Source organism: Myxococcus sp. CA056 (genome assembly GCF_013336715.1).
Classification (GTDB): domain Bacteria; phylum Myxococcota; class Myxococcia; order Myxococcales; family Myxococcaceae; genus Myxococcus; species Myxococcus llanfairpwllgwyngyllgogerychwyrndrobwllllantysiliogogogochensis.
In genome coordinates, this window is record NZ_JABUMT010000003.1 from 591,665 (window position 1) to 616,389 (window position 24,725).

22 protein-coding genes are annotated in these 24,725 nt (G+C 69.4%); 8 read left to right on the forward strand and 14 right to left on the reverse strand.

The annotated features are described in order from the left end of the window. Positions 1-113 precede the first annotated feature (113 nt). From HUA76_RS16890 to HUA76_RS16900, 3 genes are all read left to right on the forward strand, one after another. Positions 114-1,025, forward strand: a complete 912-nt coding sequence (locus tag HUA76_RS16890; protein WP_174461459.1) for a hypothetical protein — start codon at positions 114-116, stop codon at positions 1,023-1,025. 141 nt (positions 1,026-1,166) lie between these two features. Then, on the forward strand, positions 1,167-1,403 hold the full coding sequence (locus HUA76_RS45350; protein ID WP_254614265.1) for a hypothetical protein: 237 nt from the start codon (positions 1,167-1,169) through the stop codon (positions 1,401-1,403). A 194-nt stretch (positions 1,404-1,597) separates the two neighbouring features. Then, entirely contained in the window at positions 1,598-2,968 is a 1,371-nt protein-coding gene (locus tag HUA76_RS16900; protein WP_174461460.1) for a hypothetical protein, read from the forward strand. Positions 2,969-3,021: 53 nt separating this feature from the next. Here the strand turns inward: HUA76_RS16900 and HUA76_RS16905 are convergent, their stop codons facing one another. From HUA76_RS16905 to HUA76_RS16955, 11 genes are all read right to left on the reverse strand, one after another. Further along, positions 3,022-4,218: a hypothetical protein gene (locus tag HUA76_RS16905; protein WP_174453172.1), complete on the reverse strand. Its 1,197-nt coding sequence runs from the start codon at positions 4,216-4,218 to the stop codon at positions 3,022-3,024. Continuing rightward, positions 4,215-4,784: a cytochrome c gene (locus tag HUA76_RS16910; protein WP_174453171.1), complete on the reverse strand. Its 570-nt coding sequence runs from the start codon at positions 4,782-4,784 to the stop codon at positions 4,215-4,217. Before HUA76_RS16910 ends, HUA76_RS16905 begins: the two co-directional genes overlap by 4 nt. Beyond that, complete coding sequence (locus HUA76_RS16915) at positions 4,781-5,302, reverse strand: DUF3341 domain-containing protein (RefSeq protein WP_174453170.1); 522 nt, start codon at positions 5,300-5,302, stop codon at positions 4,781-4,783. Before HUA76_RS16915 ends, HUA76_RS16910 begins: the two co-directional genes overlap by 4 nt. Continuing rightward, on the reverse strand, positions 5,299-6,774 hold the full coding sequence (nrfD, locus tag HUA76_RS16920) for an NrfD/PsrC family molybdoenzyme membrane anchor subunit (protein ID WP_174453169.1): 1,476 nt from the start codon (positions 6,772-6,774) through the stop codon (positions 5,299-5,301). The genes HUA76_RS16915 and nrfD overlap by 4 nt, the downstream gene beginning before the upstream one ends. After that, positions 6,771-9,752 (reverse strand): TAT-variant-translocated molybdopterin oxidoreductase, encoded by a 2,982-nt coding sequence (locus tag HUA76_RS16925; protein ID WP_174461461.1) that lies wholly within the window; start codon positions 9,750-9,752, stop codon positions 6,771-6,773. The genes nrfD and HUA76_RS16925 overlap by 4 nt, the downstream gene beginning before the upstream one ends. Positions 9,753-9,764: 12 nt before the next feature. Continuing rightward, complete coding sequence (locus HUA76_RS16930) at positions 9,765-10,388, reverse strand: cytochrome c3 family protein (RefSeq protein WP_174461462.1); 624 nt, start codon at positions 10,386-10,388, stop codon at positions 9,765-9,767. Next, positions 10,385-11,017, reverse strand: a complete 633-nt coding sequence (locus tag HUA76_RS16935) for a respiratory nitrate reductase subunit gamma (RefSeq protein WP_174461463.1) — start codon at positions 11,015-11,017, stop codon at positions 10,385-10,387. Before HUA76_RS16935 ends, HUA76_RS16930 begins: the two co-directional genes overlap by 4 nt. Then, the gene (locus HUA76_RS16940; protein WP_174461464.1) at positions 11,014-11,856 is read right to left on the reverse strand and encodes a c-type cytochrome; all 843 of its coding nucleotides are present in this window, start codon (positions 11,854-11,856) and stop codon (positions 11,014-11,016) included. Before HUA76_RS16940 ends, HUA76_RS16935 begins: the two co-directional genes overlap by 4 nt. A gap of 510 nt (positions 11,857-12,366) precedes the next feature. Further along, complete coding sequence (locus tag HUA76_RS16945; protein WP_141648060.1) at positions 12,367-12,765, reverse strand: hypothetical protein; 399 nt, start codon at positions 12,763-12,765, stop codon at positions 12,367-12,369. Positions 12,766-12,806: 41 nt separating this feature from the next. Further along, positions 12,807-13,919 carry a cytochrome-c peroxidase gene (locus tag HUA76_RS16950; RefSeq protein WP_174461465.1) on the reverse strand — a complete coding sequence of 371 codons (1,113 nt, stop codon included), beginning with the start codon at positions 13,917-13,919 and terminating at the stop codon, positions 12,807-12,809. 184 nt (positions 13,920-14,103) lie between these two features. Beyond that, the gene (locus HUA76_RS16955) at positions 14,104-14,976 is read right to left on the reverse strand and encodes a YfiM family protein (RefSeq protein WP_174461466.1); all 873 of its coding nucleotides are present in this window, start codon (positions 14,974-14,976) and stop codon (positions 14,104-14,106) included. Between the two features lie 119 nt (positions 14,977-15,095). Here HUA76_RS16955 and HUA76_RS16960 point away from each other — a divergent pair, with 119 nt between their 5' ends. Next, positions 15,096-16,199: an acyltransferase family protein gene (locus HUA76_RS16960; RefSeq protein WP_371823485.1), complete on the forward strand. Its 1,104-nt coding sequence runs from the start codon at positions 15,096-15,098 to the stop codon at positions 16,197-16,199. 18 nt (positions 16,200-16,217) lie between these two features. Here the strand turns inward: HUA76_RS16960 and HUA76_RS16965 are convergent, their stop codons facing one another. Together HUA76_RS16965 and HUA76_RS16970 are read right to left on the reverse strand one after the other, a co-directional pair. Next, a complete protein-coding gene (locus HUA76_RS16965) occupies positions 16,218-16,769 on the reverse strand; it encodes an FxsA family protein (protein ID WP_141648064.1) in 552 nt (183 codons plus the stop codon). Between the two features lie 81 nt (positions 16,770-16,850). Beyond that, complete coding sequence (locus HUA76_RS16970) at positions 16,851-17,390, reverse strand: hypothetical protein (RefSeq protein WP_141648065.1); 540 nt, start codon at positions 17,388-17,390, stop codon at positions 16,851-16,853. 30 nt (positions 17,391-17,420) lie between these two features. On the opposite strand from HUA76_RS16970, the gene HUA76_RS16975 reads away from it, so the two are divergent. From HUA76_RS16975 to HUA76_RS16990, 4 genes are all read left to right on the forward strand, one after another. Further along, the gene (locus HUA76_RS16975) at positions 17,421-18,728 is read left to right on the forward strand and encodes a class I SAM-dependent rRNA methyltransferase (protein ID WP_174461468.1); all 1,308 of its coding nucleotides are present in this window, start codon (positions 17,421-17,423) and stop codon (positions 18,726-18,728) included. Positions 18,729-18,779: 51 nt separating this feature from the next. Continuing rightward, positions 18,780-19,277 carry a YkgJ family cysteine cluster protein gene (locus tag HUA76_RS16980; protein ID WP_141645486.1) on the forward strand — a complete coding sequence of 166 codons (498 nt, stop codon included), beginning with the start codon at positions 18,780-18,782 and terminating at the stop codon, positions 19,275-19,277. A gap of 239 nt (positions 19,278-19,516) precedes the next feature. Then, positions 19,517-20,635, forward strand: a complete 1,119-nt coding sequence (locus HUA76_RS16985) for a glycerate kinase (protein WP_174461469.1) — start codon at positions 19,517-19,519, stop codon at positions 20,633-20,635. Positions 20,636-21,198: 563 nt separating this feature from the next. Further along, complete coding sequence (locus tag HUA76_RS16990; RefSeq protein ID WP_174461470.1) at positions 21,199-21,897, forward strand: hypothetical protein; 699 nt, start codon at positions 21,199-21,201, stop codon at positions 21,895-21,897. 24 nt (positions 21,898-21,921) lie between these two features. On the opposite strand, the gene HUA76_RS16995 is transcribed toward HUA76_RS16990, so the two are convergent. Then, positions 21,922-24,708, reverse strand: coding sequence for a peptidoglycan-binding protein (locus HUA76_RS16995; RefSeq protein ID WP_174461471.1), 2,787 nt, complete (start codon positions 24,706-24,708; stop codon positions 21,922-21,924). Positions 24,709-24,725 lie beyond the last annotated feature (17 nt).

The window sequence follows — 24,725 nt, forward strand, 5'->3', positions numbered from 1 at the left end:
CACTCTACACAACGCCAATGACTGTCATCACAGCGCCCCCAGTGCCCACCGTCCCGCGCATTTGCTATCGCGGATGGCCGCGTCATGGAAGGATTGTGTCTTGAGGGGAACACATGCGCCGGATGGAGCCGTGGGTCATCGCCGTGGGGTTCTTGGCACTGTCACCGCTCGCCGTGGAGGCCACCGAGCCGCCGCGGGTCGTCGTGTCCAAGGCGCGGTCGCTGTCCTTCACCCGCCTGGACGCGGTGGTGGGGCTGGCCGAGGAGGTGCGGATGGGGATGATGATGCGGCAGGACTTCCACATCACCGCGCCGGGCACGGAGCCGGAGCCCATCGACGTCTCCACCGAGATGGCCCAGACGCAGGTCTTCACCGTGCTCGAGGCGAAGGGGCCCGTCGTCACCCGCGCGAAGCTCGCCTATGGCGACGTGGTGGAGGTGACGAAGGATTCGCGGGGCCAGCAGCAGCGGCGGCTCTCCCCCGTCAGCCAGAAGACCTACGTGGGTGAGTTCAGGGCGGGCCGCATCGAGGTGACGGACGCGGAGGGTCAGCCGGTGACGCCAGAGGAGGCGGAGGCGGTGCGCAAGGACCTGGAGGGGCTGGGCGCGGAGGACCCCATCGCCGTTGCCTTCCCCCGGGGGCCGGTGAAGGTGGGCGCGAAGCTGGACGGCGTGGCGCGCGCCTTCGAGAAGCTCCTGCGGCGCGGCAACCTCGCGGACGTGAAGTTCCGCAAGACGCGCGTCCAGCTCAAGGAGATACACGAAGACCCGCGCGGCCTCGTCGGCCTGTTCCTTCTCTCCACCACGCTCGAGCGGGCCTCGGACGCGCAGAACCCCCTGACGACGACCATCACCTACCAGGGGACGATGAGCGTCCTGGGCGAGGGCACCCAGCTCACCGCCTTCAACCTGCAGGGGCCAGTGGTCTACACCCTCAGCCCCGCGATGAAGGCTCAGGGCATGAAGGTGGACGGCAAGGGTGACTCGGTTCTCTTCTTCTCCGTCCAGCCCGCCGCGAAGCCCTGACGACCCGTCGCGCCAGTCCGTGTCGCGCCGTGACGGGAGTCGTCCGGCGTGACGCGCGCATGGCCGGCCGCCTCGCGGAGTGGCGCGGGCGTGACAGCACGCTGACAGAGAATGGGCAGGGTGGGGGGTTAGAGGGTTCCCATGTTCCTGCACGCGCTCGGTCACTTCCACCCGCCCAACCTCCTCACCAATACCTTCCTGGGGGAGCTGGGACTCGCGACCATGGATGCGTGGATTTTGGAGCGGGTGGGCATCCGCTCCCGTCACACAATGCTGCCGCTCGACTATCTGCGCATGACGGTGCGGAGGGTCGACGGGGTCAGGTCGATGACCCGGCCTGACTCGGCGTCATCCAGTCGGCCCTCGAGCTTGAGCTGAAAGGTGTCGCGCACGCGCACGCGCGTGACGGTACTCGGGGTGATGCGGACCCCTGCGATGCGCGAGGGGTCGGTGACGATGACCGGCACTGCCTTCGTGCGCTCGGCGTAGGTGACATTGCTCGCACCCCTCCCTCCTCCTTCTCGTACGCCAGCACTTGCCGCCGCGCCAGATTCGGCAATACTTTTCCGACCATGCTCCAACGGCCCTGGCCCCTTGAGCTCACCGCGCGGCAGCTGATCCGCGATGACGTCCCCGTCGAGTCGCGTCTGTCCGTGGTGGGGCTCGTTCGACTCGACGAAGTCCTGGCTGGCCGCATGGCTCGCGGCATCAAGAGGGAAGTCGCCGAGTCCTGGATCGACATCCATCGCGGCTGGCTCAACGAGCGTTTCGGGTCCGAGGACCTGGTGCCCGCCTTCACTCGGTGTTCTCGGCTACGGGACATCTCCGAGCTGCGCCTCGACTGCGACTGGCTCGGTGTCACGGGGGTCGCCGAGGTGCTTGCGTCACCGCTCCTGCATCACCTGGACGAACTCGAGCTGGCCGCCGGGCTCCACACGGTCGAGGCATACGAGCCGCTGGCTCGGCGCAAGATGACCCACTTGCGCCGCTTCGGCCTCGCGATGCCCGACGCCCAGGATGGTGACATCCCCGTGGGTGATGATCTGGCCGACCTCCTCGCGGCTGCCGGTCTCGAGCGTCTGGAGAGCCTCGCGCTCCCCCGCGTCGGCATCGGCCCGGCGGGGTTGTGTCGTCTGTTCGACCTGCCCGCGTTGGCCTGGTTGGACCTCGCACGTTCCGAGATCGGCGAAGAGGGCTGCCACGCCCTGGCCCGGGCCTCGAGCCTGTCTCGCCTTCGAGGGCTCGATCTCGAGGGCTGTCTCGGCTTCGACGATGCCGGAGACTCGGCCTTGCCTGGCCCCGGCTTCTCGGCGCTCATCACGTCGCCGCGCCTGGCCGTCGCGCATCTCGGTCTGGGCGACGTCCCGGGAGCCGCCGCGATCGTCGCCGGCTCGGCACGCATGACGACCGTCGAGCACCTCGTTCTCTGGGCAGTCGAGGATGACGAGCTCGCGTCCCTCATCGCGTCTCCCTACCTGACCGCTCTGCGCCACCTGCGCCTGCGGAGCTGCAATCTTTCGAGCACGACCCTCACCGGGTTTGGACGGTCTCAGCTTCTTGCCGCACTCGAGTCTCTGACCCTGAGCAACGATCTCACGGCGTCGCAGCAAGGTCTCGTCGCTCGGCGCCTGCCGCGCTTGCGCGAGCTCCGGCTGGAGGTCAACCACACGACCGCGGACAGCCTCGGCCGCGCCGACTTGCCCAACCTCACCGAGCTACACCTCGACTTCGACGCAACGGTCATGAGTCAGGATGAGGAGGTCGCGGGAACCGATCTGGATGCTGTCATCGCCGCGCTCGTGAGCGCGAAGGGCATGCCGCGTCTGACAGGCGTCGTCACGTCACATGTTTCGCCCGAACACATGGCCAGGCTCGTCAGCCGCTTCGGTACGGGATTCCGGACCAAGGGGTACTCGCTGACTGGCTCGGCCCAGGAGCGTTGAATCGCGACCCGAAGGGGTCAGCAACCACGGACTTGATTCTCTCGGGTCGTGCGTCAGGTGTGGTGGTGCAGGCTCTCCACCAGGTACGGGTCTCCCACCGGCAACATCGGCGACGTCCTCACCGCCCGAGTCACCGCCAGCGTGAACAGCGCCCCCACCCCCACCAACCCCGCCAGCTCATACACCCCCACCGTCAGCCCCTCCGGCTGGTGCGCGGGCGCCACCATCAACTGCAAATCCAACCAGCGCCCCACCAGCAGCACTCCCGCCACGCGCAGCAGGTGGCTCGGGTTCATCTTCGCGGGACGCGGCAACAACAACACGAACGGCAGCGCCCAGTTCAGCACCACATTCACATAGAACGGCACCTCCCAACCGCCGTGCATCCGCGCGATGAAGTAGACCGTCTCCTCCGGAATGTTCGCGTACCAGATGAGCATGAACTGCGAGAACCAGAGGTAGGCCCACAGCGTGGCGAAGCCGAACATCAGTTTGCCCAGGTCATGCAGATGGCTGGAGTTGAGCCGAGGCAGCGCCCCTGCTCGGTGCAGCAGCACCGCCACCACGGTGATTGCACACACGCTGGAGCTCAAGAGCCCCGCCACGTTGTAGAGCGCGTAGATGGTGCTGAACCAGTGCGGCTCCAGGCTCATCAGCCAGTCGAACGCCGCCAGGCAGAAGGTCAGCGAGAAGAGCACCAGGAACACCGCCGACACCGTGACGTTCTTCCGAGTCAACGGCTCGCCATGCTCCACGTCCTGCCGCAGCGAGTTGCGCCGCAACATCCACGTGAAGCCCACCCACACCGCCAACATCACCCCCATCCGAATCGCGAAGAAGGGAACGTTGAGGAAGGCCGCCTTCTCATGGAGCAGGTGGTCCGTCTCCATCACCCCTGGCTTCGCCCACGGATACAGCTTCGTGACGAACGGCAGCAGCGCCAGCATCGTCACCGCGCCCCAGGGCACATAGGACGCGAACGCCTCCGGGATTCGCTTGAAGACGGTGAACCACCCCGCGTTCGCCACGTACATCAGCGCGAGGAACACCGCGCCGCCCAACCCCAGGCACAGGAAGTAGAAGCCGCTGGTGAGCAGACTCGACAGCGCGCGCTCCGGAGCCTGCACCAGCCCCAGCACGAGCACTCCCAGCCCCGCCCCCGCCGCCACCTGCGCCGCGCGGTGGAAGACGGGCGAGACCGCGAAGCCACCCCGCGACTCGGTAGCGACTGCATCGATAGGGGTGCTCATGGCGTTTCCTTGCGCGCCGTGCGCGCGGGGTTCTGGAGCGTGCGCAGGTAGTGGACCAGCTTCCACCGGTCCTCCGGCGCCACCTGCGAGCCGTGGGCCGGCATCAATCCCTGCCCATGGGTGATGATGTGGAAGATGCGTCCATCGGGAAGTCCCACCGCGTGCTCCGCCAGCAACGAGGGCGGCATCGGGAAGCGCGCCGTCACCGGGCCATCCCCCAACCCTCCGGCCCCGTGGCACGGCGAGCAGTAGCGCAGGAATGCCGTCTGGCCGCGCGCCACCACCTCGGGCGACGAAGGATACGGATTGCGCAGCTCGCTCCCGGCCCGCTCGGCCGCGTCAGGTCCGGCGAGCAGGTGCAACGGGAGGTGGCCTCGCGGCACGGTGCCCTTCGCCGGAGTCAGCAGCGTCTTGCCGTCCCCCGTGTTCGGGTTGGGCGCGAAGCTGTCGTACGGCACCGAGGCCACCATGTCCGGCGCGTACTCGAAGTTCGGGCGCGTCTCGTCCTGCTCACAGCCACCGACGGCCAGCCCCAGCGCCGCCAATCCCACCCAGGTCTTCCTCACGGCGCCACCTCCCTCAAGTCCGTGGCCACCGCGCCATGCCGGCGCAGCAGGTCCTCGGCCGCCTCTAGCGACTCCGGGGACTGGCGCGGTGCGATGACGATGGCGAACCGGTCATCCGTCACCCTGGGCAACGTCGGGCGCTTGTTCCCCGGAAACAGCCGGGCCCTCACCAGGAACGCCGCCACCGTGCTCAGCGCGGCGAACAACACCGTCAGCTCGAACGTCACCGGGATGAAGGCCGGGAACGAGTTGAACGGCTTGCCTCCCACGTTGAGCGGCCAGCTCACCACGCTGGTGTAGAGCTGGAGTGACAAGGCAAGCGTGCAGCCCAGGAGCCCCGCGCCAAAGCACACCCAGGTGAGCCGACTGGGCCGGAGCCCCATCGCGTCATCCAGACCGTGCACCGCATAGGGCGTGTACACGTCGCGCAAATCATGGCCCGCCTCGCGCACCGCGCGGGTGGCATCCAGGACCTGCGCCTCATGCTCGAAATAGCCGATGAGGACCGGGGTACTCATACGGGGACGTCCTTCCGGGTGGCGATGGCCAGCGGCGGGTTGAGTCGGGGTAACGAGGGCTCCGCCAGCGCATCCCGCGCGGGGGCCAGGGGAGGTGCCTCGGCGTGATTGTGAGGGCTCCTGGCGAAGCCCAGGACGCTCTTCACCTCGCCGATGGAGATGATGGGCAGCACGCGCACGAACAACAGGAACAGGGTGAAGAAGAGGCCGAACGTCCCGATGAAGGTCCCCACCTCCACCATCGTCGGCGTGTACATGGACCAACTGCTGGGCAGGAAGTCGCGGTGCAGGCTGGTCACGATGATGACGAACCGCTCGAACCACATGCCCACGTTGATGACCAACGACAGTGCGAAGATGGCCGCGGGCGACGTGCGAATCTTCTTGAACCAGAACAGGTGCGGCGACACCACGTTGCACGTCACCATGATCCAATACGCCCACGCGTAGGGGCCGAACGCGCGGTTCATGAACGCGAAGCGCTCGTACGGATTGCCCGAGTACCAGGCGATGAAGAACTCCGTCGCATACGCCAGCGAGACGAGGCCACCAGTGACGATGATGACCTTCGTCATGTTCTCCAGGTGGCGCAGCGTAATCAGGTGCTCGTAGCCCAGCACCACGCGGGTGATGATCATCAGCGTCAGCACCATCGCGAAGCCGCTGAACACCGCGCCGGCCACGAAGTACGGCGGGAAGATGGTGGTGTGCCAGCCTGGAATCACGGACGTGGCGAAGTCCATCGAAACGATGGTGTGCACACTGAGCACCAGCGGCGTCGCCAGCCCCGCGAGCAGCAGGTACACCGTCTCGTAGCGGCTCCACGTCCGGTGGGAGCCCGTCCACCCCAGCGACAGCACCTTGAAGACGGCCTTCTTCACGCCCGCCTTCAACCTGTCACGCACCGTGGCCAGGTCCGGAATCAGGCCCACGTACCAGAACACCGCCGACACCGTGAAGTACGTGGAGATGGCGAACACATCCCACAAGAGCGGCGAGCGGAAGTTCACCCACAGGCTGCCGCGCGTATTCGGGTAGGGCAGCACCCAGAAGGCCAACCACGGCCGTCCCATGTGGATGACGGGGAAGAGCGCCGCGCACATGACGGCGAACAGCGTCATCGCCTCCGCCGCGCGGTTGATGCTGGTGCGCCACTTCTGCCGGAAGAGGAAGAGGATGGCGGAGATGAGCGTGCCCGCGTGGCCAATGCCCACCCAGAACACGAAGTTGGTGATGTCGAACGCCCAGCCGATGGTCTTGTTCAACCCCCACACGCCAATGCCAGTGCCCACCTGGTACGCGACGATTCCCGCGCCCGTGCCCAGCACGGACACCGCTATCGCGAACGCCGCCCACCACTTCCACGTGGGCGCGCGCTCCATGGGGGCGCAGATCTCCTCGGTGAGCTGGCCCAGGGTGCGCGGCTCGGTCACCAGCGGCACGCGCAGCGGGGACAGGTGCTGTTGGCTCATGTTCCGCTTCCCGACCCGGTGTTCCGGATCTTCGTGAGATAGGTGATGGACGGCCCGATGTTCAGCTCCTCCAGCAGCCGGAACGCGCGCCCGTCCTTCGCCAGCTTCGCCACGCGGCTGTTCGGGTCATTCACGTCCCCGAAGTGGATGGCCTTCGCGGGGCAGCTCTGCTGACAGGCCGTCTGGATGTCGCCGTCCTTCAGCGCTCGGCCCTCGCGAATTGCCGCCGCCTTGCCCTCCTGGACGCGCTGCACGCAGAGCGAGCACTTCTCCATGACACCCCGGCTGCGCACCACCACGTCCGGGTTGAGCACCATCCGCTCCAGCGGCTCGTCGTGCGGATAGTCGAACCAGTTGAAGCGGCGGACCTTGGTGGGGCAGTTGTTCGCGCAGTAGCGCGTGCCCACGCAGCGGTTGTAGACCTGCTGGTTGAGCCCTTCGCTGGAGTGCACCGTCGCGAGCACCGGGCACACCGTCTCGCACGGCGCGTTCTCGCAGTGCTGGCACATCATCGGCTGATGCACCACCTGGGGGTTCGCCTCGTCGCCCTGGTAGTACCGGTCGATGCGCATCCAGTGCATCTCGCGCTGCCGCAGCACCTCCTCGCGCCCCACGCTGGGGATGTTGTTCTCCGCCTGGCACGACACCACGCACGCCGAGCAGCCCGTGCACGCGCTCAAGTCCACCGCCAGCGCCCACCGGTGGCCCTTGTACTCATGGCCGGACCAGATGGAGAGCGGATGGGCGCCGTTGCCACCATGCCCGCCGTGCTCCTCGTTGCCCGCGCGCGGATTCGCCAGGAACGCGGCCAGCTCCGCCTCGCGCACGTGCGGCCGTCCCTCCAGGCTCGAGTGGGTCTGCGTGAGCGCCAGCTTCTGCCGCTCCCCCGTCCCCACCACCGTCGCCCCCGGCACCGAGCGCCGCACGCGCCCGTCCACCACCGCCGCCAGCGGGAAGACATTCGTGCCCACGCCGTCGCCGATGCGCCCTGCCCGCGTCCGGCCGTAGCCCACCGCGATGCCGAGCGCGGACGGGTGCGTCCCCGCCTGCACCAGCACGGGCAGGGACAGCGACTCGCCGCCCACGCGCACCTGCACCACGTCGCCGTCGCGCAGGCCCAGCTCCTTCGCCCGTGAGGGCGCGATGAGCGCGGGGTTGCCCCAGGTCGCCTTGGTGATGGGGTCTGGGACCTCGTGGAGCCAGGCGTTGTTCGCGAGCGCGCCGTCGCGCAGCGCCACCGAGGGGAACAGCACCAGTTCCCACTCCACGGACGGACGGGCCACCGAGGCCAGCACCTTCGGTAGCGCGTCCTCGCGGAAGGACAGCGGCACCATCGGTGCCAGGGGAAGGGTCACGACACCTCGGCGGACCGCGTCGTCCCAGAAGGCACCGAAGGACGGCCCCGCCTGCGTGGCGTGTGGGAAGACCTCCACCTCCCAGCGAGCCCGCAGGAAGTCATGATGGGACACGGGGGCGTCCGCCCACTTCAACAGCGACTCCACGGCGTCCCGGGTGTCATGCAGCGGTGCCACCGCGGGCTGGCGCAGGGAGAGCACACCTCGACGAGGCTCCGCGTCACCCCACGACTCCAGCGGCGTGGAGGCCGGGGCATGCAGCTTCGTCAGAAGCGCCGTCTCATCCAGCCGGTCATTGAGCGCCACGGTGAGCGGCACGCTCTTCAACAGCGCGCCCAAGGCGTCTCCTCGTGGGTCCGCATGCGCGGGATTGACGCCGAGGAAGAGCACCGCGCCCACGCTCCCCGCGCCCAGCTCGGTCAACAGCTCGCCGTAGGACAGGGCCTGCTCGTCCAGCGCCACGCCCTCCGTCGGAAGCACCGTGGTGCCTTCATTGCCGAGCAACACGTTCGCCGTCGCAGCCAGCACCTGCGACGCCACCTCGTCACCGCCGCACACCACCAGCGACTCCGTGCGGTGCGACCACAGGGCGGCGACAAGCTCGTCCAGCGCGGCCTCCTCCAGTCGCGAGGCCGGCAGTTCCTTCAAACCCGGGACGGAACGCCCCGCCTTCACCGCGAGCCGGCGCACCACATCGCCCAGGACGAGCGTCACCTCGGAGGGTGCCACCACGAAACGACGGTCGGCGGCGGCTCCGGTGAGCGTCATCACCGGCTCAATCTGGTAGTGCCGCGCCATCGACCTTCGCCCGGCCGCGTCGCGCGCCTCGGTGTACTGGCGCGTGAAGGCCACCGGCGACACCCACGTGCCCAGGAAGTCGGCGCCGAAGCTGGCGATGACCCGGGCCCGGTCGAAGCGATAGTCGGGCACCACGCGCGCGCCGTGCGTGAGGCGCCAGGCATCACCTATCGCGGCCAGCTCACCCAGCGGCTCGTACCGCACCGTGCGTGCCAGCGGGTGCGCGGCCAGGAAGTGCTTCACTCCCGCCTCGGCGGTGGGCCCCATCACCCACGGCAGCACCAGCCGGATGGACTTGCCCTCCTCGGCCGCCTTGCGCAGCCCGGTCTTCACCTCCGTATCGAGGTCCTTCCACGACACGCGATTGCAGGCGCGCGAAGGAAACCGCGCGCGGCTCGCGTCATAGAGCGAGAGCACGGACGCCTGCCCCACCGCGCACACACCTCCGCGCGACACGGGGTGCTCGTCATTGCCCTCCACCTTGATGGGACGGCCGTCGCGCGTCTTCAGCAGCAGACCGCAGCGCGCGGAGCAGCCCTCGCAGGTGGACGCGTACCAGAGCGCCGTGCCCGGGATGACTTCGTCCGGCCGGGACACGTAGGGGATGAGCTTCTGCACCGGCGCGCGCTGACAGGCCACCATGGCCGCGGCGGCGCTCAGGCCCATCATCTTGAAGAAGTCGCGGCGGCTGCTCGCGTCCGGTGGCGTGGCCGCGACGCCCACCGGGAGTTCCTCGGGGAACTCGTCGCGCTTCTGCTCGAGCCACGCGGCATCGGTGGCCTGCTCGGCCAGGCTCTGCCAGTACTTGGGAAGGGTGTCGGACATGGCGAGAGGTCCTCAGCGGTGGCAGCCCGAGCAATCCGAGGGCGGCCGGAGGATGCGGGGGGATTTGGACGGCTCGGGAAGAGGCGTGCCGGAAGACAGGGCCAGCAGCTCACCCGCGCGCGGTGCGGACGGCGTTGGCGCGGTCAGCGACTCCGTCGACGTCTTGCGGTGACAGTCCAGGCACCAGCCCATGGTCATGGGCTCCACCTGCTCCACGCGCACCATCTCCTGGACCTGGCCGTGGCACGTCTGGCACTTCAGCCCCGCGGTGACGTGGCTCGCATGGTTGAAGAAGGCGTGGTCCGGCAGGCGGTGGACCCGCACCCACTCGATGGGCGCATTCGCCGCCACCGCCGCCGCCACCTTCTGGATCTCCGGCGAGTCCTTCTTCACCTGCGTGTGGCAGTTCATGCACACGCTGGCGGAAGGCACTCCCGCGTGACGACTGCGCTCCGCGCCCACGTGACAGTACTGACAGTCCAGCTCGTACTGGCCCGCGTGGACGGCATGGGAGAAAGCCACCGGCTGCGCGGGCATGTGGCCCTGCTGGTTGTTCACCGGGCCACTGCATCCCCCAAGGCTCAGCGCCGCGAGCGCACCGGCGTAGCCCAGGGCACGGAAGGAGCCGCGGCTCATGGCGTCTCCTCACGAGGCGTGGCGAGCAGCCCAGGATCGACTGGCTCGGGAGCACGCGCCGGTGCCGTCACCCGACTCATCCGGAAGAAGGGCGCCAGCGCCAACAGGCCAAAGCCCGTGAGCAGGTGGACCTGGAAGACGAGCGGCGCGGTGCGAATCAGCGTCGAGTCTGGCTGGAAGGCCAGCACCGAGCGCAGGTACGGCACCACCACGTGGACGAACCAGGCGGAGCCCCAGCGCAGCGACACCGCCACGTACACGCCCGTGAGCACCTGGGCGAACACCAGCCCCAGGGCGACCGCCGCGCCCCACTGTCCCTCGCGTGCCCGGCGCAGCGTCAGGGAGAACAAGCCCCAGCCCAGCAGCAGCGCGCCGATGAGGCTCACCGACTCCAGCGCGAACAGCCGCGATGGCGAGGCGTTGAAGGCCTGCATCGCACGAGGCGCGGCGAGGCCCAGCAGGTGGTTGAGCGCGACGATGGCGGCGCCCGCGAGCACCGCGCGACCGGCGGGAGTCCAGGGAGAACCCGGCGCGGGCGCCTCACGCAGCGTCAGCTTGCGGATGATGCCCGCGAGCGCGATGCCCGCCGCCGCGTACGGGACGAAGGAGAAGAGGAAGGAGTCGCTCACGAGTGACCTCGCGCGGACGGCGTGGTGAAGACCACCCCGATGAAGCCCAGCGCCGCGACCAGCCCGACGACGCCCAGGTAGAAGAAGTCGCGGTCCGCGCGCGGACGGCTGCCGTCACGAGAGGCGTCCGCGAGGTAGGCCTTGAGGGCGTATTGCTCCTCCTCGACGAGCGGCGCCTTCGCGTACAGCGCGCCCATCATCGGCCCCTCCAGCTTCGCGAGCGCGGGCCGCATTCCCTTCTCGCCCATGCGCGCGAAGGCGAAGGTGAGGTTGGGGCCCAGCGTGCCGCCGCCCGCGATGCCCAGGCCACGCACGTCGTGGCAGCCGATGCAGGCTGCGCCTCCGTGAGTCAGTGGCTCGATGCCCTCGAAGAGACGACGGCCCCGCGCGATTTCCTCGGGCGTCGCGTCCGTGCCCATCTTCTCCGCGGGCGAGGGCTTGCAGCCGCCCTTCCCTTTCTGCGTGCACTCGCGGAAGAAGGCGAAGAGGCTGGCACGCTCCGCATCGGACAACGACTGGTCCGGCATGCGCACGCCGTTGAACTTCGCGAGCAGCTCGCCCGCGACGGGGTCTCCCGCGTCGATGAGTGCGCCCGGGCTCTTGATGAAGCGGGTGAGCCAGGCTTCGTCGCGACGCTCCAGCACCCCATGCAGGTCCGGACCAATCCGGTCGCCCTCGCCCACCGAGTGGCAGGTCGCGCACCGCTGGGTGAAGAGCTGCGCGCCCTGTCCCGAGGCCTGCGCCAGCGCGGACGGCGCGGCCAGCACGGCCAGGAGCGGAATGATGGGGACGAGCGTTCGCTCCTGACGCGGCCATCCTCCCAGCACACGTGTCCGCATTGCTGCGTGCCCCTCCTCACGGGGAAGCCGAGCCCATTGCTCGGCACACGCGGCATCAGTGCAACCAGGAGGCCAGGGGGCTCATCGGCTCAGGGCCGCACGGAGCACCGGAAATCGTGAGAAGGGAGCGCAGCATTTGCGCCGCGTGACGCGAGCGGACGCACCGTTTGCCAACTCACGAAAGGACTCGGGCGCCGCGCCATGCCTCCAAGGCGGCGTCCTATCGAGCCGGGTCCGTGCACGCGACAGGAGGCACCTTGAAGACAAGCGTCGCACGGAGGTGTGGAGGGAACATGCTCCGGCAACGAGCCGCTCCCACCACGACAGCGTGCGAGCGCCTCATCCGCGCCACGAGGCAGTCAGGGACGTGAGGCAGCCAACTCGTGCCGCCGCGCGGGAAACGCTGATGAGCAGCCCTGCTCGACGCTGGGAGCGGTGCACGCCCTCCAGCGGAGACGAGCAACACAGGGCCGCGCGGGGAGCCATGGGCTCCACCCGCGCGGCACGGGCTCACATCGCGGTGGTGGTGAACACGCCGCGGCCGATGGCCATGATGCCACCGATGATGAACACGAAGGCGAGCCCCACGCCCACCAGCGGCAGCGCATAGCCGGGCTGCGGACGGCGGCGGTTGACCGAGAGGAGCACCTGCGCGACGACGGCGGCCAGCACCATCATCACGATGTGGCCAATGAGCGCCGGGTAATAGAAGCGCGTCACCAGCACGAGGATGCCGAGCAACACCTGGAGGTGCAGCAGCCCCGCGAAGGAAGCGCCGAGGATGCGTCCGCCCTTGTCGAACGGACGCTTCGTGGCGAACCCGAAGGCGAAGTAGGCGATGGCCAACACGCCCGCGAGCAGCACCAGATAGCGAAGCCCTGAGTGGGCGTAGAAGAACATTCGGTCCATGGGGCTCGCGGTTTAGCAACGCACGGGGTGGGAAGCACGTTTCAAGACGGATCTGCCTCGGGCGTCTTCTTCGTGCTGGGGGGAAGCGGCGGCGCGGCGATGCGCTCTCGGGGCGGCAGCGCCCCCGTGAGGCTCGTGAGGAAGGCCACCAGGTCCTCCACCTCCCCGTCCGTCAGCGTCCGCGCCAACTGGTGCTTCGCCATCAGTCGCACCATCGTCGGCAGGTCCTTCACGCTGCCGTCATGCAAGTACGGTCCCGTCCGCTCGACGTCACGCAGCGTGGGCACCCGGAACTTGCCCCGGTCATCCTCGTTCTTGGTCGCGTCGAACCGGCCCGCGTCCGTCAGGCCCGGGTAGTCCTCCAGCAGCCCCAGCTTCTGGAACGACAGGCCCCCCACCGCCGGGCCGTTGTGGCACGTGGTGCAGCCCGTGACGACAAAGAGCTGGAGGCCGCGCAGCTCCGGTTCGGTCAGCGCGGCATGTTCGCCCGCGAGGAAGCGGTCGAAGCGCGAGGTCGTGGTGAGCCCCCGCTCGAAGGCGGCGATGGCGCGCGCGGCGTTCGTCAGTGACACCGGCCGCTTCTCCCCGGGAAACGCGTCGCGGAAGCGCGTGACGTACTCGGGAATGGACGACAGCGTGGCCACCACGCGCCGCTCGTCCGGCATGGCCATCTCCACCGGGTTCAGGATGGGGCCGGACGCCTGCGCCTCCAGCGTGTCCGCCCGCCCATCCCAGAACTGCGCGATGTGGCCCGCCGCGTTGTAGACGGTGGGCGAGTTGCGCGTGCCCTTCTGCCCTTTGTGCCCGTCCGACAGCGCCTTGTTGTCCACGCCGTAGGTGTCCAGGCCGTGGCACGTGTTGCAGGAGACGTCGTGGTTCTTCGACAGGCGCGGCTCGAAGAAGAGCATGCGGCCCAGCATCACCTGCGCCTCGGTGTCCTTGGGCGCGGGCTTCGCATCCTTCGCCGGAGGAAGCGGGCGGAAGAAGTGCGCGAGCTGCTCGGGCGTCATCGGCTTGGGGCCCTTCGGCTTCGGAGCGGCCTGCGCCACCACCGGCGCGGGCGCTGCGACCTCCTGCTTCCGCTCGCACGCCGTCAGCCCACCCGCGCCGAGCGAGGTCAACGTGAGCAGCGTCAGGAACCGATTGCGCGACATGAGGCACTCCAGGGGCGTGGACAGGGCGGCACGCTACCAGTCCACCTCCCGCGTGGCGCCCGCGTCTTGATGACGCACCCCACGCCCTCTTTCAGCGTCCATCAGCCCCGCCGTCAGCGGTCGCCCCCTCGCCGCCTCGCTCCACGGACATGCGGGTCCGGGCTGCGCGGCCGCGGAGGCGCGGCTACCTCCTCCTCTGGACCAGGTCATTCCGCAGCGGCGCATCCGCGCCATGACGCGCGGCGGAAGTGCCCGGCTCCGAAGACGACGAGGAGGATGGATGCGGGATGAACGCGCTGGGGAGACGGACGAGACGCCCGAGGACATCGAGGTGCTCGTCTGTCGCAAGTGCCTGATGCGCGGCGGCGCCAGGTCGGGTGGCATCGAGCTGCCGCGCTGGCTCCAGCGCTCGCTGAGCGAGCGAGGGCTCTCCGACTCCGTCCGGGTCATGCCCACCGGCTGCTTGCGGCAGTGCCCCCGGGGACAGGTCACCGTGCTCGTCACCGGCGGAGGCGCGCGACAAGGCAGTGCCTTGCTGACGGTGGATCCGCTCATGGAGCGCGAGAAGCTGCTGCGACTCATCGAAGCGCGCGCGCTTCCCGACGAGGACCTCCTGTCGACCAGGTCCGATGCCACGTCCCCCGGGGACGAGCACGACGAGCGGAACATCCCGTCGTAGCGTCGCCGCCGGGTCCGCACCCGACGGTGGACCGAAGACGAGCCGGTCGACCAGCCACGCCACACCCAGCCCCGTCGCCGTCCCCGCCGCGTCCCACGCCAGGTCCTTGAGCGAGAAGCGCGTCCCACGCCCCAGGTCGTACAGTTCCTTGCCCACTCCGACCCCGAGCGCGAGCCCAGCGCCCGTCCACAAGCGCGCCTCGGGCGGCTCGAAGAGAAGCGCGCCCGCGCCATAACCCACACCCGCCAGGACGAAGCACGCCGCGAAGTGCTTCGGCTTGTCGGAGCCCAGCCAGTCATCTCCTGACGCGGCCCGCGCGGGAGTCGTGGTGGACAACAGCAGCAGCGGGGCAACCAGGCGCTTGGAAAGGGTCCGCATGCCCAGGCATGTAGCACCCCACGGACCGTCCAGGTGGCTCGCCCGGAGGGTGGCAGAGACTGCGTCAAGCTGTGCCTTTTCGAGACGCGGCCCTTGGGTCGTCCTATGCTCCGGGTCGCGTGAAACGACTCGGCCCCTCGTTCACCTTCCAGCAGCAATCGAACCGGCACCCCGGGCTCGACGGGGCGCGCGGGCTAGCGGTCCTCGCCATGGTGCTGGGACATACGCTGGACGCGCTGCTCTCGCCCGAAGCTCGCCTGAATCCATGGGTGCAGCACTACTGGAGCTTTCGCGGAATCACCGCGCCCCTCTTCCTCCTCGTGAGTGGATGGGCCGTGGTCGCGGCGCTGGGAACCAAGCCCAATGCCGCGCGCGACTCGCTCGGTCGTCGCGTCCGTCGGTCGCTGTTGCTGTTGTTCCTCGGCTACCTCCTGCACTGGCCCGGCTGGCCGGCGGTGCATGACATGGGCTGGTCGGACGCGATGCTGTCGCGCGTCTTCGCCTTCGATGCGCTCCAGTGCATCGGCTTCGCGCTGCTCGTGGGCTCCGTGCTGCTCGCGCTCGTGCCCGCGCGAGGAGGCCGTCCGCTCGTCCTGTTCACCCTGGCCGTGGCCGTCCCGCTGGCGAGCGCGACGATGTGGCGGCTGGGCGTGGGGCTGCCCGCGCCGGTCCAACAGTTCCTGGGCAGTGGCGAGGGCAGCCGCTTCCCCTTCTTCCCCTGGGCGGGCTTCTTCTTCGCGGGGGCCTTCGCCGCCTATGCGCTTCATCTGTTGAAGCCGGGCTGGCCCCAGGGCCTGGCGCTGCTGGCGCTGGGCGCGGGGGTGCTCGGACTCACCCAGCTCACGGTGGCCGACTGGGGCCCCGCGAGCGCGTGGATGGTGGCCTACCGCGTGGGCCAGGGGCTCATGGTGCTGGGGGTGGTGAACCTGGCCCCCGTTCGACTCAGTGGGCTGCTGGCGCCCCTGGGCAGGCTGTCACTGTGGCTCTATGTCCTGCACCTGCCGGTGGTGTACGGCTGGGCGGACATCGCGGGCCTCGCCAGCCGCGTGGGCCCCACGTTGGGGATTCCCGCCGCATTGGGTGTGGGACTCGGCCTGCTGCTGGTCTGCGCGGGTGTGGCCCGGCTTGGCCGCTGGCTGACGGACCAGGCCCGCCCCTGGCGCTCGGGCTCCACCACGCTGAAGGCCAATCTCAGCAGCGCCCGGATGAGTCCGCGAGGCTGAGGCCCCGAGCCGCGCGGCTCAGTGTCGCGGCTCGTCCTCGGTGAACTCCGCGTCGACTTCGGACCGCGAAGCCCCGGAGCGCATTCGCGCGGACGGGCTCGCCGCGTCGTCCGTCCACGACTCGGGGAACGGAGCGCGGGGGGAAGGCTCGCCCGAGAATGGCCCCGGAAAGCCCACGCCTCCGAGGGTGGTGACGCGCAGCGAGCCGTCGCGCATGCGTCGCTCCACGGCACGGCGAAGGCGCGCCGTCACGAACCTCCGCACGGGCGGCAAGAGCAGCGACAGGCCCACCACATCGGTGAGGACACCGGGAATCACCAGCAGCACGCCGCCGAGCATGACCAGCGCGCCGCTGAACAACCCCTCCTCGGGGACCTGCCCCCGGGCCAGGGCGTCTCGCCAGCGGCGCATCACCCTGCCGCCCTCGCGACGGGCGAGCCACGAGCCCACCACACCCGTCAGCAGCACCACGCCGAGCGTCGGCAGGAATCCCACCTCACGGCCAATGACGACCAGGAGGTACAGCTCCACGAAGGGAACGATGAGCGCGAGCAGGAAGTACTTGAACACGCCCACAACCTAACGCCGAGCGCTCCCTCGTGCCGGACAACCCTGCGGGCAAGCAGGCGCCTTCATGCCCGCCCGGAGGACCTAGCGCCCGCCGAGACCCGACAGCATCGAGTCCACGAGCAGGTAGAGGAAGAAGAAGGCGCCAATGGCGATGAGGAAGAACTTCGCGCCCGGCTGGAAGCCCCTCGGCCCTTCCGTCGTCAGCGGCGTGTACGAGGAGGAGGCGCCCATCGTCTCGGACGACATCCCGGAGGCGCCGCCCGCGTAGCGCACCGTGCGCATGTACTGGTCCGCCACCACGCCCTCGTCGGAGGCCACCAGGGAGCGGCCCAATTGGGGGTCCACGAGCCGGGCGCCAGCCTTGGAGGCCAGTTGGGCGGCCTCGGCCACCACCTCGCGCACCAGGTCCGAGCGCTCGGCGAGGGGGATTCGCAGCTCGGTGGCCACCACCCGGCCCCCTTCGCGCAGCACTCCCACCTCCACGTCGCCGTGCTGGAAATGCCAGAGGCGGTTGCCGTCCGGACGGACGGTCACCCGCTTCTGCGAGAGGAGGCCATCCACCCGCGCCGCCTCGTAGGGCATGCCCGGCGTCATCGTCTGTAGGAGCAACTCGTATCTCACGCGGGTTGCGAGTATACGCCGCGAATCGCCATGCCCACCTCATCCAAGCCCCCTTCTGGCCCCCATCGCGGTGGCAGGCCCTCCTCCCCGCCTCACGGTTCGGGCCGTGGCCGCCCCCACCACCGTCCCGAAAAGGTCGCCCCGGACCGGACCTCCCCCGAGATTGGCCCGGACGGGCTGCCCCAGGTCTCCCTGGTGCGCCGGGGCGTGGACCGCTGGCAGGCAGGGCACCCGTGGATTTATCGCGCGGACCTCAACGGTGACCCGGGCCTCGTCGGCGGCGAGGTGGTGCGCGTGGTGGACGGGCGCGGCTGGTTCATCGGCAAGGCGTTCTATTCGCGCCAGTCGAAGATCTCCCTGCGCTGGCTCAGCTTCGACGACGTGGCCGTGGACGACGATTTCTTCCGTCAGCGCCTGTTGGCCGCGCAGGCCCTGCGCACCCGCGCGCTCCCGGGCGAGACGACGTACCGGCTGATGCACGGCGAGGCGGACGGGATTCCGGGCCTCGTGGTGGACCGCTACGGCGACTACCTCAGCGTCCAGTTCCTGGTGCCCGCCGTGGAGCAGCGCAAGGCGCTCATCGCGGACCTGCTGCAGGAGCAGTTCCAGCCCAAAGGCATCGTCAACCGCTCGGACGTGAGCGTGCGTCACCTGGAAGGCCTGACGCCGGAGAAGGGCATGCTGCGCGGCGAGGCGCCCGGCCCCGTCTCCTTCGACGAGGGCCTGGTGCGCGTGCGCGCGGACCTGCTCGAGGGACAGAAGACGGGCGCGTTCCTGGACCAGCGGGAGAACCACGTCGTCGCCGCGCAGTACGCCCATGGCGAGGCGCTGGACTGCTTCTCGTATGTAGGAGGCTTCGCCCTCCAGCTCGCCACGCGCGCCCAGAGCGTCACGGCGGTGGAGATTTCGGAGCTGGCGGCCGCCCAGTTGCGCGACAACGCCGCCGCCAACAAGCTCTCCAATCTGAACGTCGTGGTGGCCAACGCCTTCGACTTCCTGCGCGACGCCGTGGACGAGGGTCGCAAGTTCGACACCATCGTCCTGGACCCGCCGTCCTTCGCGAAGAACAAGGACGCCATCGCCGCTGCGGTGCGCGGCTACAAGGAAATCAACCTCCGCGCCATGCAGCTATTGCGGCCCGGCGGCATCCTCATCACCGCGAGCTGCACGTACCACGTGGACGAGCAGGCGTTCGAGGACATGCTCGCCTCCGCCGCCGCGGATGCGCGCCGCCGCATGCAGATCATCGAGCGACGTGGCGCCGGCAAGGACCACCCCGTGCTGCTCAACCTGCGGGAAACCCGCTACCTGAAGTGTTACGTGCTGCGCGCCCTGTGAGGCCCCCCGCATCGACCCGCGCTCCGGTGGCATGAGACAACGGCGCTGACCATGCGGACCCGGGACTGGGATGAAGACGAGGACTCGCGCGCGCCAGGGGGCACTCGCGAGAAGGAGCGCGCACTGAAGGAAGTGCGCACCATCTACCGTCAAGCGGACGCCGCCTACGTCCCCTTCTCGTGTTCCGCCAGCGGCGAGTGCTGCCAGTTGGCCACGACGGGCCGCCAGCCCTGGCTGTGGCTGCCCGAGTGGGAACTCCTGACGAAGGGCCGTCCCCTGCCCCCACCCCGCGCGGACGGCGGGTGCCCCTACCTGGATGCGGCGGGCAAGCGGTGCACCGTGTACGCGGACCGTCCGTTCGGCTGCCGCACGTTCTTCTGCGAGCGCATTCGCGGCCCCGCACGCCAACCCGCGGAGACCGTGGGAGTGCTGCTCGAGCGCCTGGAGCGCGTGTCCCAGAGCCGGGATGCCACGCTGAAAGCGCCGCGTCCCCTGCTCGAATGGCACGCGGAGGCAATCGCCTCGGCGGCGTCGCGACAGACACCCTGACGGGTCTGTCTGTACCGCGCCCGCACCCGGTCTGCGATGAATCCGGCTCTTGGAGTCAAGGCAACGTTGCAATTCGGGAGTTTTGATAACAGGAGCGCATGTATCAGGGTGAACTCGTCCGCTGACGGGGCAATGATTGCAGCGTCAATCGGATGCGGAGGCGTGGGCTTGCGGAGAAGTCGGATGCAGGGAGCGACAGGTCATCGAAGCCACCCGATGAAAAGTCGGGAGTCGCTGCCGTGATTTCTCCTCGCTGGCTCGTGGCACCTCAGGAGTTCAAGGGCACCCTCACGGCCGCGGAGGCCGCCGAGGCCATGGCCAAGGGCGTGCGGGAAATCTCGCCCGAGGTGGTGCTGGATGTCGCCCCGCTCGCCGACGGTGGACCTGGCACGGTGGACGCGCTGCTGTCGGGCACGCGGGGCGAGCGCCGCGTGTGCCATGTGCATGGGCCGTTGGGTCAGCAGGTGGAGGCCCACTGGGCCTTGCTGGAGGATGGCCGCACCGCGGTGGTGGAGATGGCGGCGGCGTCCGGGCTGACGCGGATGGAGCCCACTCCGAGCAACGCGCGACGGGCCTCCACGTATGGCACGGGCGAGCTGATGCGCGCCGCGCTGGACGCGGGCTGCGAGCGGCTCATCGTCGGCCTGGGTGGCAGCGCCACAACAGACGGCGGCACGGGCGCGTTGACGGCGTTGGGCTATCGCTTCCTGGACGTGCACGGCAACCCGCTGCCGCCGGGTGGAGGCGCGCTGGCGGCGCTGGCTCGGGTGGATGCGACGGAGCGTCATCCCCGGCTCGGGCAGGTGGAGTTGATGGGTGCCACGGATGTCACGTCGCCGCTGCTCGGGGCGGATGGCGCCGCGCACCTGTTCAGTCCGCAGAAGGGCGCGGACGCGGAGGTGGTCGAGGCGCTGGAAGCGGCGCTGGCGCACTTCGCGCGCGTGGTGGGCGACACGGCGGCGGGCTGGCCCGGTGCGGGCGCCGCGGGCGGCTTCGGGTTCGGACTGACGGCGCTCGCGGGTGCGCGACTGGTGCCCGGGTATGAGCTGGTTTCGCGCGCTCTGGGACTGGAGCGGCGCGTGTTGCTCGCCGAGGTGGTGCTCACGGGCGAGGGACGCTTCGACCGGCAGACATCCCTGGGCAAGGGGCCTGGTGGGCTGGCGCGATTGGCGCGAGAGCACGGCACGCCGGTGGAGCTGTTCGCTGGCTCGGTGCAGCGCGATGAGGGACTGGAGTTGGACTTGTTCCACACGGTGGTGGACCTGAGCGCCCAGGCGCGTCCGGGGGCCTCGGCGGCGGACGTGCTCCGTGAAGCCGTGGCGCGGTGGACGGTGGCGCGGCTCAAGTCCGGTCGCTGACAGTCTCGGCCTCGCCCGGGATGTAGGCCGCCGCACAAGGAGACCTGTCCTGTGGCGTCTCTCGCGCATCTCAGGCACGCAGGCTCGCCCCGGTGCCTCGGCGGCGACAAGGCACGGCGAAGTCGTTGCGCGCGGGATGGCTGGTTCGACTCAAGTCCGGCTGATGACGGTCCTGGCTTCGCCCGGGACGTGGCCCGCCGCGCAAGGTGACCTGTCCTGGAGCGCGGGTGGCCTCGCGTCGTGGAAGGTGGCTCAACTCCAGTTCGGATGATGACAGTCGTGGCTTCACCCGGGACGTGGCCCACCGCACGAGGAAACCCATCCTGTGGAGCGGGGTGGGCTCGCCCGCGACGGCTCGGTGAGGGGATGGGGCGCGCGCGCCTGCACACGCACGGGAGGGAGCGGTACACTTCACGGCCATGCGCCACGTCCTGCTCGCCGCTACCGCAGCATGCCTTGCGTCCGCCTGCACCGAGGGGTCGCTCCGCACCGCCTCGGCGTCCCCCTCGTCCCAGGCTCGAAGTGGTGAAGCCCCTCCGCCCTCCCGTGCGGATTCTCCGGTGATGGGTCAGGGAACTGGCGGCACGGGCCATGCGCCAGGCACGAGTGCATCCCCCTCCACGACGGCGCAGGGCACGGGCGGAAGCTCGAACTCCGGGGTCACGCCGGCCACTGGCACGAAAGGCAACGCGAGCACTGGCAACACGACGGCTCCGGGCACGGGAGGCAACCCAGGCACAGGAGCCACGACGGCGCCGGGCACGGGAGGCAAACCGAGCCCCACGTCCACGACACCGCCCGCGACAGCTCCCGGCGCGGGCAGCCCCGCTCCCACGGCGTCCGCATCGGGTCCCTGCGCACGCGATGAGACCTTCCGCATCACCACGGTGGGCAAGGGCACGCGCCCTGCCCTTCAGGTGGAGCCGGACCCTGGCCATGGGAAGGCCCTGCGAGCGGCGGAAGTGGACCTGGACGGCCGTGGCCAGCAGGACCTCTACGTCGTCTTCCCCACGGACGCCGGGAGCGATGGCGCCACCGTGCAGGCCCTCTACGTCCACTGCAGCGGAGACCGCTACGCCCCCGTCTGGGGCCCCGAGTACACGCTGGAGCTCAAGCCGCTCGACACCCGCACCCAGGGCTGGCGCGACGTGGTGCACCGGGAAAAGGGCGGCACACTCGATGCGCCCACGACGAAGCGCGTGACGATGCGCTTCCAGGGCGACACCTACCAGGACGCATCCACGGAGACGGAGAAGCCCTGACGGGCGACTCCGCCTCCCGGCGACTCAAGGCACGTCGAAGTTGAACGAGTTGCGCGTCGACAACAGCGTGGTGCCCGCGGGCAGCGCGAGCTGGTAGTTGCGCGGGTTCGTCGTCTGCACCGTGCCCCCCAGCCAGCCCGGCCAGTTCGCCACGTTGTCCACCGAGTCATTCACGCTGGAGGCTTCCGCGAGAATGTGGGTGATGAGCGCCGTCTCGTGCGCGTTTGTCCAGAGGTTGGGGGCCTGGGTCCAATTGAGCGTGGGGTTCGCCTGCTTCGCGGCCGTGAAGGCATTGCGCAGCCGCTGCCCCGCGGAGTTCTGCGCCGCGACATGGCCGGGACGGAAGATGTGCCAGCGCAGCAGGATGCCCATGAGCTTCTCGGACGTCGCCACGTCGCCGACGGTCGGAGCACGCGCGTTGGCGCCGGTGCCCACGTTGGCCACACCCGTGCCCCAGGGCGTGTCGCGGATGTCTCGCAGGCGGATGCGGGCCGCGTTCCACATGGCGCGCTGGAATCCCTCGATGGTCCGTCCCGCCATCTGGAAGCGGTAGTACCAGTGATACGTTTTGTAGTAGTTGCCCGCCGATTCCGTCTCGTCCATCCGCGCCCATGTCGCGTCGTCGCGCTGCTGCGCGGGCCAACCCGAGTACTTCTTGCCACTGCTGCTGTAGAGCGTGGCGCCGTTGCCGGCCCCCGCGTCCCAGTCCTCGTCGATGCGCAGGCCGAAGAACTCGATGGCCTCCTCGAAGGCGGCCTGGTTGCTGGAGCGCAGGTAGGCGAGGAAGCCGCACAGCTCGCCCTCGGAGGGCTCGGCGCTGCCGGCGAAGAGGATGCCCAGCGTCCAGTGACACGGCCCCAGTGAGATGAAGGCGTTGTCGTAGGCGTTGAGCGAGTCGAAGTACCCCAGGTTCTCCTGCTCGGCGGCGGCGCGGACCACTTTGTAGGTGGAGCGCTGGGAGGCCGTCATCGAGTTGTAGTTGGCGACGCCCACCAGGTTGGACGGCAGCAACTCCGAGGTCGCCCACGTGTGTCGGGTGGGCATGCTCACCGGCCCGCCGTAGCTGGGATAGGTGGTGTACGTGCCCAGCACGCGCAGGTCGTCCTCGTTCCGGCCGGTGGGCAGCGTGTAGTAGCCGGTGAAGTCGCGCACGTAGATGCGCGGCGCCGTGTTGGCGCAGTCGTCGTGCCGCCAGAGGTTGTCCTGGAAGACCGTGGTGGGGTTGCCGTTCGCCACGTTCATCGCCCGGACGATGACGGGGCAGCGCCAACGATTGGTGAGCCAGTGACGGATGCGCTGCTCGGTGTCGTCGTTGACGATGCCGCTGACCGCGCCCTGGTAGATCTGGGTGTTGGCCACCTGGGACAGCCGCTCCACGTAGTTGGTGCTCGTGTTGGCGGTGTCCTCCTGCGCGACGTTCTCCATCTTCGAGTAGATCTGGAACTCGCGCACGGCCCAGTCGGTGCCCAGTCCGAAGGCGCCGTCCGGAGTGCCGCCGATGAGGAAGCCCAGCTCGCGCAGGTCACGCTGGAGCCGGAGCACGTGCGTGGGCGCGGTGAGGGCATTGCCCACGGTGCCAGTACCGGGAGCGACCAGGGTGGGAGCGCCGTTGTTGCCCTGGGCGACAGGCTGTACCGCGCCACCCCAGCGGTGCTGGTCGTCGCGGTCCCTTCGCTGGAGGACGAAGCCACCGTAGCGATGCGTGTCCACGGCAGTGGCGCTCTGCTGTGCGGTGGCGGCGGCAGCCGTGCCACCCGTCGCCGCGCCGCCCGTCGCGGTCCCTCCGCCAGTCTGCCCCGTCGCGGCGGTCGTCGTGCCCGAGCCACCCGTGCCAGTACCGCTCTGCGCGGTCGTAGCCGTCGTCGTGCCCGAACCACCCGTGCCCGTACCGCTCTGCGCGGTCGTAGCCGTCGTCGTGCCCGAGCTACCCGTGCCAGTACCGCTCTGCGCGGTCGCGCCCGTCGTCGTGCCCGAGCCACCCGTGCCGCTCGCCGAGCCACCCGTGCTCGAACCACCACCCTGCGGACTCGCACTCGCCGAACCCGTCGCAGGAGGCGGAGGTGCTCCCGCTCCCGCCGACGACTCACCACCTGGTGAGCCTCCACCCTCCTCGACTTCCTCCTCGTCATCGTCCGACCCGAAGGACGGCGGCAGGACCTCCGTGCCTCCGTTCTGCTCGTGCCGGTCCGCGAGGCTCTCGAGCGTCTCCTTGCTCAGCTCACCCGTGGGAGTCAGGAGCAGCGCCAACTGGAAGCTGGCCAGCGCCGTGCGGGTGTCCTCCGTCAGCTCGTTGTTGATAGGGCCGTTGTACCAACCCAGGTTCGCCAGTCGCGCCTGCACGCCGCTGAGCGCGTCCAGCGGGTCCAGGTGGCCCAGCTTCAACTGCCACTCACACGACAGCTCGGGCTCCTCGGAGGTCCAGACCTTGAGCGTGGCCTCCGTCGCTTCCGGTGGCAGAGGCTGGTCCAGGAGCCCCTGGAAGGTGAGCGTCCCCTTCAGCAGCTTCTCGCCCAGCTTCAGCTCGTAGCGCTTGAGCCCCAGCGGCGCGTTCGCCCGTCGCATGCCCAGCCGGATGCGGTCCGGCGGGTCTCCGCCCTGCAAGCTGTAGCTGGAGCCCGCGGAGACCTTGAGTCCCGGCAGCTCCGGGATGACCACCTCGTCATCCACCTGGAGACAGAACGGATTCGTCCGCTTCGCGCGCAGGGGCGCGTTGTCCGGGTGGTCCCAGAGTTCCTGCCACTTGGCGAACCCATACTGCCGAGCAATCTTCGAGAGCCACTCCCCCTGCTTGACCTTGTGCCGTGTGCTCATTGCGAGTTGGGTCCTTC